This is a genomic window from Halopseudomonas formosensis (genome assembly GCF_900115905.1).
Taxonomy (GTDB): Bacteria; Pseudomonadota; Gammaproteobacteria; order Pseudomonadales; family Pseudomonadaceae; genus Halopseudomonas; species Halopseudomonas formosensis.
Window position 1 is genome coordinate 196,101 of the sequence record NZ_FOYD01000002.1, and the last position, 14,772, is coordinate 210,872.

General features: G+C 62.7%; 18 protein-coding genes. 14 read left to right on the plus strand and 4 right to left on the minus strand.

Translation table 11 applies throughout. The features are described from left to right. The first annotated feature begins 39 nt into the window (after positions 1 to 39). Positions 40 to 1,194, plus strand: coding sequence for an NnrS family protein (locus BM046_RS03920; protein WP_090537193.1), 1,155 nt, complete (start codon positions 40 to 42; stop codon positions 1,192 to 1,194). A 168-nt stretch (positions 1,195 to 1,362) separates the two neighbouring features. Here BM046_RS03920 and BM046_RS03925 read toward each other — a convergent pair whose 3' ends face one another. Both BM046_RS03925 and BM046_RS03930 read right to left on the minus strand, forming a co-directional pair. Continuing rightward, entirely contained in the window at positions 1,363 to 1,806 is a 444-nt protein-coding gene (locus BM046_RS03925; protein ID WP_090537195.1) for a DUF2147 domain-containing protein, read from the minus strand. 79 nt (positions 1,807 to 1,885) lie between these two features. Next, complete coding sequence (locus BM046_RS03930) at positions 1,886 to 2,209, minus strand: antibiotic biosynthesis monooxygenase family protein (RefSeq protein ID WP_090537197.1); 324 nt, start codon at positions 2,207 to 2,209, stop codon at positions 1,886 to 1,888. 130 nt (positions 2,210 to 2,339) lie between these two features. On the opposite strand from BM046_RS03930, the gene BM046_RS03935 reads away from it, so the two are divergent. The 13 genes from BM046_RS03935 to BM046_RS03995 all read left to right on the plus strand — a co-directional run bounded on the left by BM046_RS03935 (position 2,340) and on the right by BM046_RS03995 (position 13,521). After that, positions 2,340 to 2,582 (plus strand): GlsB/YeaQ/YmgE family stress response membrane protein, encoded by a 243-nt coding sequence (locus tag BM046_RS03935; RefSeq protein WP_218149996.1) that lies wholly within the window; start codon positions 2,340 to 2,342, stop codon positions 2,580 to 2,582. Positions 2,583 to 2,688: 106 nt separating this feature from the next. Beyond that, on the plus strand, positions 2,689 to 4,737 hold the full coding sequence (gene metG, locus BM046_RS03940) for a methionine--tRNA ligase (RefSeq protein WP_090537201.1): 2,049 nt from the start codon (positions 2,689 to 2,691) through the stop codon (positions 4,735 to 4,737). A 42-nt stretch (positions 4,738 to 4,779) separates the two neighbouring features. Continuing rightward, positions 4,780 to 5,364, plus strand: a complete 585-nt coding sequence (gene rsxA, locus BM046_RS03945) for an electron transport complex subunit RsxA (protein WP_090537203.1) — start codon at positions 4,780 to 4,782, stop codon at positions 5,362 to 5,364. Positions 5,365 to 5,366: 2 nt separating this feature from the next. Beyond that, positions 5,367 to 5,939 carry an electron transport complex subunit RsxB gene (gene rsxB / locus BM046_RS03950; RefSeq protein WP_090537204.1) on the plus strand — a complete coding sequence of 191 codons (573 nt, stop codon included), beginning with the start codon at positions 5,367 to 5,369 and terminating at the stop codon, positions 5,937 to 5,939. After that, positions 5,939 to 7,669, plus strand: coding sequence for an electron transport complex subunit RsxC (rsxC, locus tag BM046_RS03955; protein ID WP_090537206.1), 1,731 nt, complete (start codon positions 5,939 to 5,941; stop codon positions 7,667 to 7,669). The genes rsxB and rsxC overlap by 1 nt, the downstream gene beginning before the upstream one ends. Next, the gene (gene rsxD / locus BM046_RS03960; protein WP_090537208.1) at positions 7,669 to 8,748 is read left to right on the plus strand and encodes an electron transport complex subunit RsxD; all 1,080 of its coding nucleotides are present in this window, start codon (positions 7,669 to 7,671) and stop codon (positions 8,746 to 8,748) included. The genes rsxC and rsxD overlap by 1 nt, the downstream gene beginning before the upstream one ends. Before the next feature lies 1 nt (position 8,749). Further along, positions 8,750 to 9,403 (plus strand): electron transport complex subunit RsxG, encoded by a 654-nt coding sequence (gene rsxG, locus BM046_RS03965; RefSeq protein WP_090537210.1) that lies wholly within the window; start codon positions 8,750 to 8,752, stop codon positions 9,401 to 9,403. Next, positions 9,396 to 10,112 (plus strand): electron transport complex subunit E, encoded by a 717-nt coding sequence (locus BM046_RS03970; RefSeq protein WP_090537212.1) that lies wholly within the window; start codon positions 9,396 to 9,398, stop codon positions 10,110 to 10,112. The genes rsxG and BM046_RS03970 overlap by 8 nt, the downstream gene beginning before the upstream one ends. 2 nt (positions 10,113 to 10,114) lie before the next feature. Beyond that, positions 10,115 to 10,750: an endonuclease III gene (nth, locus tag BM046_RS03975; protein WP_090537214.1), complete on the plus strand. Its 636-nt coding sequence runs from the start codon at positions 10,115 to 10,117 to the stop codon at positions 10,748 to 10,750. 109 nt (positions 10,751 to 10,859) lie between these two features. After that, positions 10,860 to 11,042: a PA3496 family putative envelope integrity protein gene (locus BM046_RS03980; RefSeq protein WP_090537216.1), complete on the plus strand. Its 183-nt coding sequence runs from the start codon at positions 10,860 to 10,862 to the stop codon at positions 11,040 to 11,042. Positions 11,043 to 11,148: 106 nt separating this feature from the next. Continuing rightward, positions 11,149 to 11,364 carry a DUF2061 domain-containing protein gene (locus tag BM046_RS03985; protein ID WP_090537218.1) on the plus strand — a complete coding sequence of 72 codons (216 nt, stop codon included), beginning with the start codon at positions 11,149 to 11,151 and terminating at the stop codon, positions 11,362 to 11,364. A 91-nt stretch (positions 11,365 to 11,455) separates the two neighbouring features. Beyond that, entirely contained in the window at positions 11,456 to 12,751 is a 1,296-nt protein-coding gene (locus tag BM046_RS03990) for a hypothetical protein (RefSeq protein WP_090537220.1), read from the plus strand. After that, positions 12,748 to 13,521, plus strand: coding sequence for an MlaA family lipoprotein (locus tag BM046_RS03995; protein ID WP_090537223.1), 774 nt, complete (start codon positions 12,748 to 12,750; stop codon positions 13,519 to 13,521). Before BM046_RS03990 ends, BM046_RS03995 begins: the two co-directional genes overlap by 4 nt. A gap of 487 nt (positions 13,522 to 14,008) precedes the next feature. On the opposite strand, the gene BM046_RS04000 is transcribed toward BM046_RS03995, so the two are convergent. Then, positions 14,009 to 14,458, minus strand: a complete 450-nt coding sequence (locus tag BM046_RS04000; protein ID WP_090537225.1) for a YcgN family cysteine cluster protein — start codon at positions 14,456 to 14,458, stop codon at positions 14,009 to 14,011. A gap of 1 nt (position 14,459) precedes the next feature. Continuing rightward, on the minus strand, positions 14,460 to 14,717 hold the full coding sequence (locus tag BM046_RS04005; protein WP_090537226.1) for a glutaredoxin family protein: 258 nt from the start codon (positions 14,715 to 14,717) through the stop codon (positions 14,460 to 14,462). Positions 14,718 to 14,772 lie beyond the last annotated feature (55 nt).

Here is a 14,772-nt window from a genome sequence, read left to right on the forward strand (position 1 = left end):
CGCTAGCATTCGGCTTTCCATGGCGTTTCTGGATGCCCCATGAGCAAACCGCGCACTCGCCCTGCTTTTACCCTGTTCTTTCCCCTGGCGGCGCTGCTGGCCGCTGTAGCGGTGCCGTTGTCTATGTTCGCCATGCTGTCCGGCACCGGCTGGCCTGCGGGTCTGGTGGGCGTTGGCCATGGTTTTGAACTGATCTTCGGCTTTGCCCTGGCGCTGATCGCCGGTTACACCCTGGGGCCGCAGCCGGCGCGGGTGCTCTATCCGCTGATTGCCCTGTGGCTGGCGGCACGGCTGCTGCGTATCCCCTTCCCTGATCACCCACTGGCCCTGCCGCTGGCGGCGGCTTTTGCTCTGTTGCTGGCCTGGCAGGTGGTGCCGCGCTTTCGCGCAGCCCGGCAGTGGCGCAACAAATCCACCGGTCCACTGATCCTGACCCTGTGCCTGCTGCCGCTCTGCTGGTTGCTGTTGATGCTGATCTGGCATCGCTGGCCGGAGCTGGCGGCATCCATTGATCTGAACCTCAGTCGTCTGATGCACGCTGGGGTGCTCTGTTTGCTGTTGCTGATGAGCTTTATCGGGGGGCGGCTGATCGCGCCTGCTGCGGCCATTACCCTGGAGCAACAAGGGATCGAGCCCCGGGCACGGCTGCAGCCGCGGCTGGAAGGGGCGCTGATCATTCTGCTGGGTCTGGCCATTCTCGCGCTGCTGGTGCCGATACTGCCCGACAGCTACAGCTATCCCCTGGCAGGCGGCGCGCTGCTGGCTGCCGGCATGGTCCTGCTGGTAAGGAATATTCGCTGGCAGCTGTGGCGTTGCGGCAGCCGGCCGGATCTGCTGGGCTTCGGAATGGGGTATCTGTGGCTGGCACTGGGCAGCCTGGCCACGGGGCTGGCCTTTGTCGGGCAACGGCCTGCGGTCTCGGCGCTGCACCTGATTACCGTGGGCGGTCTGGGGACGCTGTCCACCAGTGTGATGCTGCGATTGTATTTCCAGCGCGGCTTCAAGACACCGCCGGTAACCGGGTGGGTGCTCTGGACGGTTGGGTTGATTGCCGTGGCGGTGGTGTGCCGATTCATGGCGGGAGATACGCCGTTGGCCAGGCCGGTGTTGTTGAGTTTGTCGGCGGGGAGTTGGGCGGCGGCGTATTTGAGTTTGGCGGTGTTGATGGTGCGGTTGGGGTGGCGGTTGAAGTAGCGCCTGCCGTGGGAGAGGTTTGTGCTTGCCCGTTCGCACCGAGGCGGTGCTCCTACAGATAAACCTGATCCGCCTCGTATCGTAGGAGCACCCGCCCCGGGTGCGAATGTGTGACCGCCCGGTTCGCACCGGGGCGGTGCTCCTACAAACAAACCGTGCCGTAGGGGGTTATTTGGCGCGGGTCCAGGTGGAGGTGCGGCCGAACATGGGGGTGCCGACGAAGCCGCGGAGTTTGAGTACGTTGTCTCCTTCCAGCGTGATGCGGCCCTGGTAGGTCTTGCCGCTTTCCGGGTCGTAGACGCGACCGTCCTGCCAGGTTTTGCCATCGCCGCTGGGCTGCATGTCCCAGAGGATGCGCAGGCCTTCCAGCGGGCGGTCGCGCAGGGATTCGTCCGGATTTTTTTCGTCGCGCTTGGGCTGGCCTTCAGCATCCAGTGCGTCGGCGATCCACACCAGGTCGCCGCAGAGCTTGTCGCCGCAGGGGCTTATCTGAACACGGCCCTCCTTGTCTTCGGTGTCCCAAAGTCCTGTCGGATCGGCCAGTGCATTGCCGGCCTGCAGCAGGCCAAAGGTGAGTATCGACAGGCTGGTCAGGCGAAGGAGTCTGCTCATGTGTTGTTATTCCTCGTTGTGGCGGATTCTGTTGCGCATATTACGGCAGCCATGGCGCCGTTTCGGTATGGGTTGTGTATCACTCGGATGACCGGCCGGTCGGCGTGACTACCCATTCCGGGTCTTCGAATTCACCCAGCGGTCGGATCTCGCAGAAGGGCGCGGCGCTGCGGATGATGGCGGCGACATCCGGGTTGTGCTGGCCCTCCATGGCATCACGCTGCTCCTTGCTGTCCCAGCTGGCGATGGCAATCAGGGTGCGCGGGTCGCCGATCTTGCGGTGCAGCTCGGTACCGCGGGCGCCCGGTGCACGCTGGATGATCTCGCTGGCCCGGACCCAGGCGTCAGCGTATTCCTCGGCGGTGTGGCCGTCCTTGATGTGGACTTCGAATATGTACTTCATTGCACCTTTCGCTTTGTCTGCCCATGGAATTGACCAGTATAGGAAGTCCTTCACAGGCAGACTGGCGGATCTGCTGCTTTACTGGTCAGTACATTTCGTCACAACGAGAGGTAGGACCATGGGTTGGATAATGACTCTGATCATCGGCGGTATTGTCGGCTGGCTGGCCAGCATCATCATGAAGACCAATGAGCAGATGGGGCTGATTGCCAACATCATCGTCGGGATCATCGGCTCGGTACTCGGCTTCTGGATTGCCGGGCTGCTGGGCTTTGAGGAAGGTGGCGCCATCATCCGCTTCATCATCGCCATCGGCGGTGCCGTATTGCTGATCCTCATCCTGCGAGCGATCGGGGTGTTCAAGAAGGCCTGAGGCTCTGAGTAGAGGGGGGTGTTCCCCCCTCGACAGATGACCCGCACTCCCCAAAAGGGTACAATTGCCGGCTTTGATCCGTTTATCCAACTGAAGCCGAGTGCCCATGTCCAGCAACCAGCCCAAACGTCAGATTCTCGTTACCAGCGCCCTGCCCTATGCCAACGGTTCGATCCATCTGGGGCATATGCTGGAATACATCCAGACCGACATCTGGGTCCGCTTCCAGAAGCTGCGCGGCCATCAGTGCATCTACGTCTGCGCCGATGACGCCCATGGCTCGGCCATCATGCTGCGCGCGGAGAAGGAAGGCATCACGCCCGAGCAGCTGATCGACGCGGTCAAGGCCGAGCACACCGCCGACTTTGCCGACTTTCTGGTGGATTTCGACAACTACTACTCCACCCATTCCGAAGAGAACCGCCAGCTGTCCGAGCTGATCTACGAGAAGCTCAAGGCCAACGGTCACATCAGCACCCGTTCGGTGACGCAGTACTTCGACCCGGAAAAGGGCATGTTCCTGGCCGACCGCTTCATCAAGGGCACCTGCCCGCGGTGCGCCGCCGAAGACCAGTACGGTGACAACTGCGAGAAGTGCGGTGCCACCTACGAGCCGACCGAACTGAAAGACCCGCGCTCGGCCATCTCCGGCGCGACCCCGGTGCTGAAGGATTCCAAGCACTTCTTCTTCACCCTGCCCGACTTCCAGGACATGCTGAAGGAATGGACCCGCAGCGGCACCCTGCAGGATGCCGTGGCCAACAAGATCGCCGAATGGCTGGATTCCGGGCTGCAGGAGTGGGATATCAGTCGTGATGCGCCCTACTTCGGCTTCGAAATCCCCGGCGAGCCGGGCAAGTATTTCTACGTCTGGCTGGACGCGCCGGTCGGCTACATGGCCAGCTTCAAGAATCTCTGCGCCCGTCGCCCGGAGCTGGACTTCGATACCTTCTGGAGCAAGGACTCCACCGCCGAGCTGTACCACTTCATCGGCAAGGACATCATCAACTTCCACACCCTGTTCTGGCCGGCCATGCTGGAAGGCGCCGGCTTCCGCAAGCCCACCGGGGTGAACGTGCACGGCTACCTGACCGTCAACGGGCAGAAGATGTCCAAGTCCCGCGGCACCTTCATCAAGGCCCGCACCTATCTGGAACACCTGGCACCGGAATACCTGCGCTACTACTACGCCTGCAAGCTGGGCCGTGGCGTGGATGATCTGGACCTGAACCTGGAAGACTTCATCCAGAAGGTCAACTCCGACCTGGTGGGCAAGGTGGTGAACATCGCCAGCCGCTGCGCCGGATTCATCCACAAGGGCAACGGCGGCGTGCTGACTGACGCCAACCCGGCACCGGAGCTGAGCGACGCCTTTACCGCCGCCTTCCCGTCGATTGCCGACGCCTACGAAAAACGCGACTTCTCCCGCGCCATGCGCGAGATCATGGCCCTGGCCGACAAGGCCAACGCCTGGATCGCCGACAAGGCTCCCTGGGCGCTGAACAAGCAGGAAGGCAAGCAGGACGAAGTGCAGGCCATCTGTTCGCTGGGCATCAACCTGTTCCGTCAGCTGATCATCCTGCTCAAGCCGGTCCTGCCGACCCTGGCCGCCGACGCCGAGGCTTTCCTCAACCTGCCGTCGCAGCAGTGGAGCGATCTGGACAGCCACCTGGGCGCCCATCAGCTCAATGCCTTCAAACCGCTGCTGACCCGTATCGAGCCGGCCAGGGTTGAAGCCATGGTCGAGGCCTCCAAGGAAGACCTGGAAGCCACCAGTACCAATGCTCCGGCGGGCAACGGCGAGCTGGTCAAGGAGCCCCTGGCCCCGCAGATCGACTTCAATGCCTTCGCCGCGGTGGATCTGCGTATTGCCCTGATCGAGAAAGCCGAGTTCGTGGAGGGTGCGGACAAGCTGCTGCGCCTGACGCTGAACATCGGCGATGAGACGCGTAACGTGTTCTCCGGCATCAAGAGCGCCTATCCCGACCCGAGCAAGCTGGAAGGCCGGCTGACGCTCTATGTGGCCAACCTGGCGCCGCGCAAGATGAAGTTTGGGGTGTCCGAGGGGATGGTGTTGGCGGCCGGCCCTGGTGGTGAGGAGATTTATCTGCTGAGCCCGGATCAGGGGGCCAAGCCGGGGCAGCGAGTGATGTGATTCGGCTGTGTGTCCTCCCGGCCAAAGTAATGGACAACACAAATGACTGAATTCGTTCTCATACTGCTCAGCACCATCCTGGTGAACAACTTCGTGTTGGTTCAGTTCCTCGGGCTTTGCCCGTTCATGGGGGTGTCCGGGAAGCTGGAAACGGCGCTGGGCATGTCCATGGCGACAACCTTTGTGCTGACCCTGGCGTCCATCCTCAGCTATCTGACCTACCAGTACATCCTGCTGCCGCTGGACCTGGAGTTTCTGCGGACCATTTCCTTCATTCTGGTGATTGCCGTGGTGGTGCAGTTCACCGAGATGGTGGTGCACAAGACCAGTCCCCTGCTGTACCGGGTGCTGGGGATTTTTCTGCCGCTGATTACCACCAACTGCGCGGTGCTGGGGGTGGCTTTGCTGATCACCAACCGCGAGGGGCAGACCTTCATGACGGCGGCGACCTACGGTTTCGGCGCGGCGCTGGGCTTTTCCATGGTGCTGGTGCTCTTTGCCGGGTTGCGTGAGCGGATTGCCATTGCCGATGTACCCGTGCCCTTCCGGGGCGCGGCGATCGGCATGATCACCGCCGGGCTGATGTCGCTGGCGTTCATGGGCTTTACCGGACTGATCAGGATCTGAGCATGGGCATGGTACTCACCGCCGTTGCGGTCCTTCTGCTGCTGGCATTGGTATTCGGTGCGCTGCTCGGCTATGCCGCGGTGCGGTTCCGCGTTGAGGGTGATCCCATTGTCGATCAGATCAACGCGCTGCTGCCGCAGACCCAGTGCGGTCAGTGTGGCTTTCCCGGGTGCAAGCCCTATGCCGAGGCGATTGCCAATGGCGAGGCGATCAACAAGTGTCCGCCGGGTGGCGAAACGACCATTCAAGCGCTGGCTGATCTGCTGGATGTGGAGGCATTGCCGCTGGATGGGGAGCACGGCGAGGAGAAGCCGCCGATGGTGGCCTATATCCGTGAGGCCGAGTGCATCGGCTGCACCAAGTGCATCCAGGCCTGCCCGGTGGATGCCATTCTGGGGGCGGCCAAGCAGATGCATACGGTGATCGTGGATGAATGCACCGGATGCGACCTGTGTGTGGAGCCCTGCCCGGTCGATTGCATCGACATGGTGCCGCTGCCGGTGACCACCCGCAACTGGCGCTGGGATATGCCACCGGCACCACCGCTGGCCGCTGCCGAGCGGGGAGCCGCCTGATGACCGCGCAGATCCGTATTCATGATATTCCCGGTGGCATTCACCCACCGGAGAACAAGGCCCAGTCCACCACCCGTGGTGTGGAACAGCCGCCGCTGCCTGCGCGCTTGATCCTGCCCCTGCTGCAACATATCGGGGTGCCGGCGGAACCCGTGGTCAAGGTCGGTGATCATGTGCTCAAGGGGCAGCTGCTGGCCACGGCCCAGGGCCGCTTCAGCTGCGCGCTGCATGCACCGACCTCCGGCACCATAGCCGAGATCGGACCGGCACCCTACCCCCATGTGTCGGGGCTGCACGAGCCGGCCATTGTGCTGGATAGCGATGGTGAAGACCGCTGGGTCGAGCTGGAGCCGATTGCCGACTATCGCGCTCTGGATCATGTGACCCTGGTGGAGAAACTGGCTGCAGCAGGCATCAGCGGCATGGGCGGTGCGGGTTTTCCGACTGCAACCAAACTGCTGTCGCGTCCCGACCACCGCATCGAGACGCTGATCATCAACGGTGCCGAATGCGAGCCCTACATCACCGCCGATGACATGACCATGCGTCATTACCCGGCGCAGGTGGTGACGGGCATTGAAATCCTCATGCATGTGCTGACCCCGGAGCAGGTACTGATCGGCATCGAGGACAACAAGCCCGAGGCAATCGCCGCGATGCGCGAGGCGGCGCAGCACAATCCGACCATCCGCGTGGTGCCGATACCGACCAAATACCCCTCCGGCGGCGAGAAGCAGCTGATCCAGATTCTGACCGGCAGGGAAGTACCCAGTGGCGGGCTGCCGGCAGATATCGGTGTGCTCTGTCAGAACACAGGTACTGCACTGGCGGTACACGATGCGGTAATGCTGGGCCGCCCGCTGATCAGCCGCGTGGTGACCCTCACCGGAGGCGCACTGGAGCGGCCGACCAACGTGCAGGCGCTGATCGGCACCCCCATCAGCGAGCTGCTGGCCTTTGCCGGATTGCAGCGCGAGCGTCTGCATCGACTGGTGCTCGGCGGCCCCATGATGGGCTTCACCGTGGACCCGCAGGCACCCATCATCAAGACCAGCAACTGCCTGCTGGCGGCGACCGAGCAGGAACTGCCGACACCACCCCCGGCACTGCCCTGCATCCGCTGCGGCCTGTGCGCCGAGGCCTGCCCGGCCCAGCTGCTGCCCCAGCAGCTGCACTGGTTTGCCCTGGGCAAGGACTATCCGCAACTGCAACGCTACAACCTGTTCGATTGCATCGAGTGCGGTGCCTGCGCCTATGTGTGTCCGAGCAGCATTCCGCTGGTGCAGTACTTCCGTGCAGGCAAAGGCGAGATCCGCGCCATCGAGCAGCAGCACACCAAGGCCGAGCAGTCCCGCGTGCGTTACGAGCAGCGCCTGGAGCGCCTGCAGCGCGAGGCCGAACAGCGTGAGCGGGATCGTCAGGCGCGCGCCGAGAAGGCAGCTCGGGCCAAGGCTGCCCGGGAAGCGCGGGAGGCGCAGGAGCAGCAGACCGGCGCAGCGACGGAACCGGATCTGGCTCGGGTCAAGGCCAGGATTCCGACCCTGAGCCCGGAGCAGAAGCAGCTCAAGATCGCCGCCGCCACCGCCCGCATGGCGTTGCAGAAGGCACAGAAACAGTTGAACGCGAACCCGGACAACAGCGACCTGCAGGCGCAGGTGGTCCAGCTGGAACAGGCCCACGCCGAGGCCCAGCAGGCGTTCGAACAGGCAACCAGTCAGGAGGACACCTGATGGCCATGGCTCCCATCAGCCCGCCCCATGCCATGGGCAGCAACCGTACCCGCACCATCATGCTGCAGGTGCTGGGCGCGACCCTGCCGGGGGTGGCGTTGCTCACCTGGTTCTTCGGCTGGGGCACGCTGATCAACATCCTCCTGGCAAGCTGCTTTGCCCTGGTCATCGAGGCGCTGATCCTGCATCTGCGCAAGCGCCCGGTGATGTTCTTTCTCAACGATGGCAGCGCCCTGGTGACCGCCTGGCTGCTGGCTCTGGCCTTGCCGCCCTACTCGCCCTGGTGGCTGGTGCTGGTAGCTACGGGCTTTGCCATGGTCTTCGGCAAGCATCTGTACGGCGGCCTGGGGCAGAACCCCTTCAACCCGGCGATGCTCGGCTATGCGGTGGTGCTGGTGTCCTTCCCGGTGGAGATGACCAGCTGGCCGGTGTGGCGTGGCATTGAGGAACTGCAGCCGGCCCTGACGCCCACCCTGGGACTGCTGGAGGGTCTGCAGCGGGTGTTCATCCCGGGCAGCCTGCCCGCCGATGGCTGGGCTACGGCCACCGCACTGGACGTAGTGCGCAACAACAGCGCTTTGACAATGGCCGAGCTGCGTGCCACCGAGCCTGCGCTGGGCGGGATGGCCGGCCGTGCCTGGGAATGGGTCTCGCTCGCCTGGCTCGCCGGCGGGCTTTTCCTGCTCTACAAGCGTATCTACAGCTGGCATGCGCCTGTGGGCATGCTCGGGGCACTGGCACTGATGAGCCTGTTGTTCTGGAATGGCGATGGTTCGGCCAGCAACGGCTCGCCGCTGTTTCATTTGCTCGGTGGTGCGACCATGCTGGGCGCATTCTTCATCGTCACCGACCCCGTCAGCTCCGCTACCAGCCCCCGTGGGCGCCTGGTATTCGGCGCGGGCGTGGGCGTGCTGGTGTATGTGATCCGGGTCTGGGGCAACTATCCGGATGCGGTGGCCTTTGCCGTGCTGCTGATGAACCTGTGCGCACCGACCATCGATTACTACACCGCACCACGGACCTACGGTCATGCCCGGGCCACCCGTGGTATGGGCAAGGGCCAGAGCGAGAGACACTGATATGCAAGAGACTCTGACTCCCAGCCGCTCGGTGCTGCGCAACAGCCTGATTCTCGGCGTGTTCGCCATCTGTACCGTGGGTGTGATCGCCTTTATCCAGCAGGCCACCAGCGAGCGCATCGCCATGGAGCAGCAGCGCATGCAGATGCGCGCGCTGAACGAGATCCTGCCCGATGATCAGCACGACAACGACCTGCTGGAGGATGGCTTCAGCATTGCCGATCGCAGCCTGCTGCGTCTGCCGGAGCCGGCGACTGCCTGGCGTGCCCGCCAGCAGGGCCAGGTGGTCGCCGTCATACTGCCGGCAGTGACCATGGACGGCTACAGCGGGCGTATTGATCTGCTGGTCGGCATCCGTGCCAATGGCGAGCTGGCCGGCGTGCGCATCACCAACCACCGGGAAACCCCGGGCCTGGGCGACAAGTTCGAGGTCGGCAAGGGTCAGTGGATCTTCAGTTTCGAGGGCAAGAGCCTGAGCATGCCGGCCCCTGAAGGCTGGGCGGTGCGCAAGGACGGCGGCGAATTCGACCAGTTTGTCGGCGCCACTATTACCCCCCGGGCCGTGGTGCGGGCCGTGCGCAATGCCCTGCTGTACTTCCAGCAGAACCGTGACGAGCTGCTGCAACTGAGCGGACAGGAGGCCAACCATGGCTGACAAGCGCTATTCCGAGCTGGCGGCCGATGGTCTCTGGCACAACAACGCCGGCCTGGTGCAGCTGCTGGGACTCTGCCCGCTGCTGGGTGTCAGCAGCAGCACGGTGAACGCCCTGGGGCTCGGCATCGCTACCATTCTGGTGCTGGTATGCTCGAACGTCTCAGTATCGCTGATCCGCAGCGCGGTGACCGATGCGATACGCCTGCCCGCCTTCGTGATGATCATCGCCGCCGTGACCACCTGCATCGAGCTGCTGATGCAGGCCTACACCTATGAGCTGTTCCTGATCCTGGGCATCTTCATCCCGCTGATCGTGACCAACTGCATCATCCTCGGTCGGGCCGATGCCTTTGCCGCGAAGAACCCGGTCCTGCCCTCGGCGGTAGACGGCTTCATGATGGGCGCAGGCTTTGCCCTGGTGCTGCTGGTTCTGGGCATGCTGCGTGAGCTGGTCGGCCAGGGCACCCTGTTCGCCAACATGCACCTGCTGCTCGGCCCCATCGCGGCGAACTGGACCTGGGTGGTATTTCCCGATTACAAGGAAGTGCTCTTCGTCATTCTGCCGCCCGGCGCCTTCCTGTTCATGGGCCTGCTGATTGCGCTGAAAAATGTAATCGACAATCAGATCAAGGCCCGCCAGGCCCAGCGCCTGGAAGCCCCCGCTGCCGCTGGCAGCAAGCGAGTACGCGTGACCGGAACCATCAGCTGATAATGAACAAAGCCAAGCGTTATGAGATTTTCAGCCGGCTGCGGGATGACAACCCGCACCCGACCACCGAGCTGAACTACAGCACCCCCTTCGAACTGCTGATCGCGGTAATCCTTTCCGCCCAGGCTACCGACGTGGGGGTCAACAAGGCCACCGACAAGCTGTTCCCGGTGGCCAACACCCCCGAGGCCATCCATGCCCTGGGCGTTGAGGGGCTGTCCGAGTACATCAAGACCATCGGCCTGTTCAACAGCAAGGCGAAGAACGTCATCGAAACCTGCCGCATCCTCATCGAGAAGCACGGCAGCCAGGTGCCGGAAACCCGCGAAGAACTGGAAGCTCTGCCCGGCGTGGGCCGCAAGACCGCCAACGTGGTACTCAACACCGCTTTCGGCCATCCGGTGATGGCAGTGGACACCCATATCTTCCGGGTCAGCAACCGTACCGGGATAGCACCGGGCAAGACGGTGCTGGAGGTCGAGAAGAAACTCATGCGCCATGTGCCTCGGGAATTCCTGCAGGATGCGCATCACTGGCTGATCCTGCACGGGCGTTATGTATGCAAGGCGAGGACACCGCAGTGCGGCAGTTGCCGGATCGAGGATCTGTGCGAATACAAGCACAAGACTTCGGATTGAAACAGTATCGGTAAAATCTGGATTTTCGATACAAAAAATCTATTTCCGCTTCCATTCGACTCCCGTTATAAGGTGCGCAAACGCCAACCTTCAATAGTGGAGTGGAGATATGGCCAACGCAGAAACCGATATCGAACTGGATGATGAGGATTTCCTGGAAGAGGAAGAAGCGCCCGAAACCGAGGCGCTGACCACCAAATCCAGCCTGACTCGTCGGCGTCAGATCGACGATTATCTGGAGCAACGGCGCCTGGAGAAGGAACTCGCCGATTACGACTTCGACCTGGATTGAGGGCGCCGATAGCGCTCATTGAGAAATACTCTTTCCCGTTCCGGGAGCGGGCCCCCAGAATAGCTGAAACAGGAATTATTCCTATCTTCGCTTTCTGGGGGACCCGATGCTCAAGACCATTACCTTCGCAATAATGCATTTCACCATCGCCTTCGGTGTGGTCTATGCCATGACCGGAAGCGTTCTGCTGGGCGGCGCGGTAGCCCTGATCGAGCCATCGCTCAATACCGTGGCCTTCTATTTTCATGAGCGGGTCTGGCGCCGGCTGGAGCGTCGCCGTAGCGCGTCCCAGGGCCTCGGCCTGCCGGTATTTCGTGCCTGAAACCCGGTCATCACTGGCGTGGAACCGTTGCGCTTAACGGAACTAATCCCATAATTGCGGGTATAGTTCATGAAGCCAAACGGAAATCCCGATGAACCGATACCTACAGTACCTGGGCCTGTGCCTGGCAGGCCTGCTGTGCCTGCCCGCGCTCGCCGACGAGCCGGGCTACCCGGTCACCAATCCCTTCCTCGCAACCATAGTCGGCACGCCGCCGCAGCTGGTATGGCCGGTGCCGGAAGAGCCGCAAGTGCGTCAGGCCGACCTGTCGGTACGGGTGCTGCCGGAACGGTATCTGCCCCCGGTACTGTCACAGTACCGTGACCTGCATTACCGGCTGGCCTGGCACAACAAGCCGGCGCCCCTGGTGTTTCTCATTGCCGGTACCGGATCAGGCTATGACAGCCCGCGTCTGGATTACCTGAAGCGCGCCTTCTGGAATGCCGGCATGCATGTGATCATCATGTCGTCACCAACCAACCATGACTTCATCGCTGCGGCATCGCGCAGCGGCCTGCCGGGCCTGGGCAAGGATGACGCGCGGGACCTGCACAGTGCGATGTCTCTGGCGGTAGAGCACGCACGCAGTGAGAAGGAGCTGGAGATCACCGATTACCGCCTGGCTGGCTTCAGTCTAGGTGCGCTGAATGCGGCCTTTGTCGCCCACCTGGATCAGGACCTGCAACAGTTCAACTTTTCCCGCACCCTGCTGCTCAACCCGCCAGTGGATCTGTACGCCTCCATCCACCGCCTGGATGCCCTGGCGCGGACCCAGATCGATGGTGTCAGCAGCGCTGACAGTTTCTACGAGCATATCTTCCAGAAGCTGGCGAGGTACTTCGAGGCCAGCGGGGGAACCGATATCGAGTCCGGCCTGTTCTATGGCATCCAGAGTTCCGACGAAGCCCTGACTGATGCCGAAATGGCGACCCTGATCGGCGCGGTGTTCCGCTTTGCCGCAGCAGACCTGAACTTCATGGCCGACCTGATCACCGAGGGCGGCCGCTACGCCCCTGCAGGTGAAACGCTCAAGGTCAGCACCTCGCTCACCCCCTACCTGCGCCGGGCGCTGTTCTGCGACTTCAGCTGTTATCTGGAAACCCAGCTGTGGCCGAACTGGAGCAGCCGCAACGTCGGCAAGAGCATGGAGGACATGGCCTGGGAGACAAGCCTGCAGAGCATAGAGTCCTTCCTGCGTAACAATCCGGATATCGCAGCCCTGACCAACGCGGACGACTTCATTCTGACTGCCGACAACTACCGCTTCATCGCCGAGACCTTCGGTGAACGCGCCTTCCTCTACCCCCACGGCGGGCACGGCGGCAATCTCCAGTATCTGGACGTGATGAAGCAGATTCTGGCCTTCATGGAAGGAGAACAGCCATGATCAGCAGGATATTCAAGGGCATGGCGGTGGTTTGTGTGCTGCTGGCGAGTACCGCTGCCCTGGCGCTGGATCAGATCCCCGAATACCGGGACCCGCTGGCGGAGCTGACCATCGACTCCGAGGGCAACAACTACCAGTTCGAGCATTCCAGCCTCAGGGCGCTGAAGATCCATGATCCCATCGAAGGCTTCAACCGACGCATGTACCGGTTCAACGGGCAGTTCGATCGGTATGTATACCTGCCGGCGGTCAACGCCTATGTGAAGGTGACACCCAAGTTCGTGCGCTCGGGGGTATCCAACGTTTTTGCCAACCTGGCAGATGTGCCCAACCTGGCCAACAGCCTGGCCCAGGGCAAGATGCAGAAGAGCGGCCGGACCACGGCGCGTCTGCTGTTGAATACCACCATAGGGGTGCTGGGCATCTTCGACGTGGCCAAGGCCTTCGGGCTGCCTCAGGAGCCGGAAGACTTCGGCCAGACCCTCGGTTACTACGGCGTGCCCGAAGGCCCCTACCTGGTCCTGCCCCTGCTCGGCCCCTCTACCCTGCGCGACACCACCGGCCGCGCCGTGGACTGGTCGATTGAAGACGCCGCCGCCTTCCTCGACAACCGCAGCTACATGAACGACAACCCCTGGTCCTATGGGCTCTACGCACTCAACCTGCGCTACATCAACAACTTCCGCTACGGCTCCCTCGACAGCCCCTTCGAGTATGACCAGGTGCGGTATCTGTATATCAAGCTGAGGGAGCTGCAGATCAAACGGTGACCGGGGTGTAGCGCACCCGCGCTACGCCAACCCGAGCCAGTGCAATCCCGGGAAGGACGAGCACCAGCTCGTCCGCGGTGCAGCAGGAGAACTCACCCATCGAGCCAGCAGGCGCGCTACGCTGTTCGCACCCGGGGCGGGTGCTCCTACAAAGAATATAACGCCCGGGAGAGGCGAGCTTAAGCCGGTGCCGCCTGGGAAGGACGAGCACCAGCTCGTCCGCGATGCAGCAGGAGAACTTCGAGCCCCCCGCACTACGCTGTTCGCACCCGAGGCGGGTGCTCCTACAAAGACTATAACGCCCGGGAGAGGCGAGCTTAAGCCGGTGCCGCCTGGGAGGGACGAGCACCAGCTCGTCCGCGATGCAGCAGGAGAACTTCGAGCCCCCCCGCACTACGCTGTTCGCACCCGGGGCGGGTGCTCCTACAAGGCTACGATACCCAGAAGGAAGGCTACGATGCCCAGAAGGGGCGAGCTTATCGCCACCCTACACCCGAAAGATGATGTGATCTTCCCAATCCTCATCCGCCACGCTGCCTTCCGCCAGCATCCGCCCGGCCTGGGAGATGCCGGTCTTGTGCACGGCCTGAGGATCTCCGCAGACCAGGGGGTGCCACGGCGGCAGATCTTCCCCTTCGGCCACCAGGCGGTAGGCGCAGGTCGGGGGAAGCCAGGCGAACTCCGCGGCGCTGGCCGGGGTCAGCTGCACGCAGTCGGGCACATGCTTGCGCCGGTTGGGATAGTCACTGCAGCGGCAGGTCTTGAGGTCCAGCAGCTTGCAGGCGATGCGCGTGTAGTAGACAGTGTTGGGGTCGTCCTCGTCCTCGAGCTTCTGCAGGCAGCACAGACCGCAGCCGTCACACAGGGACTCCCACTCCTGGCGGTCCATCTGTTCCAGGGTCTTGCGCTTCCAGAAGGCGGTCACTACCTGTGCCATATCAAGCTTCCTCCCTCAGCCGGTCTGCAAGCCACTCAAGCAGCTCCCCCAGCCCGAAGGGCCAGTCCAGCTCGGCCCCGGTATCGTCCCGGCGCAGGACCGGAATGCGCAGTTCGTACTGCGCCATGAGCGCCGGGTCCTCGGTGATATCCACCTGTCTGACCACAACGCCGTTGCCTTCCAGCGGACGGGTGAGCTGCAGGCATTCCTCGCACAAATGGCAGGCGGTGGTTCCGAACAGGGTCAGTGATATGGTCATGCAATGTTCCAGTACAGGCAGAATCAGATCGATCGGCGGCCATTCTACCCTGTTG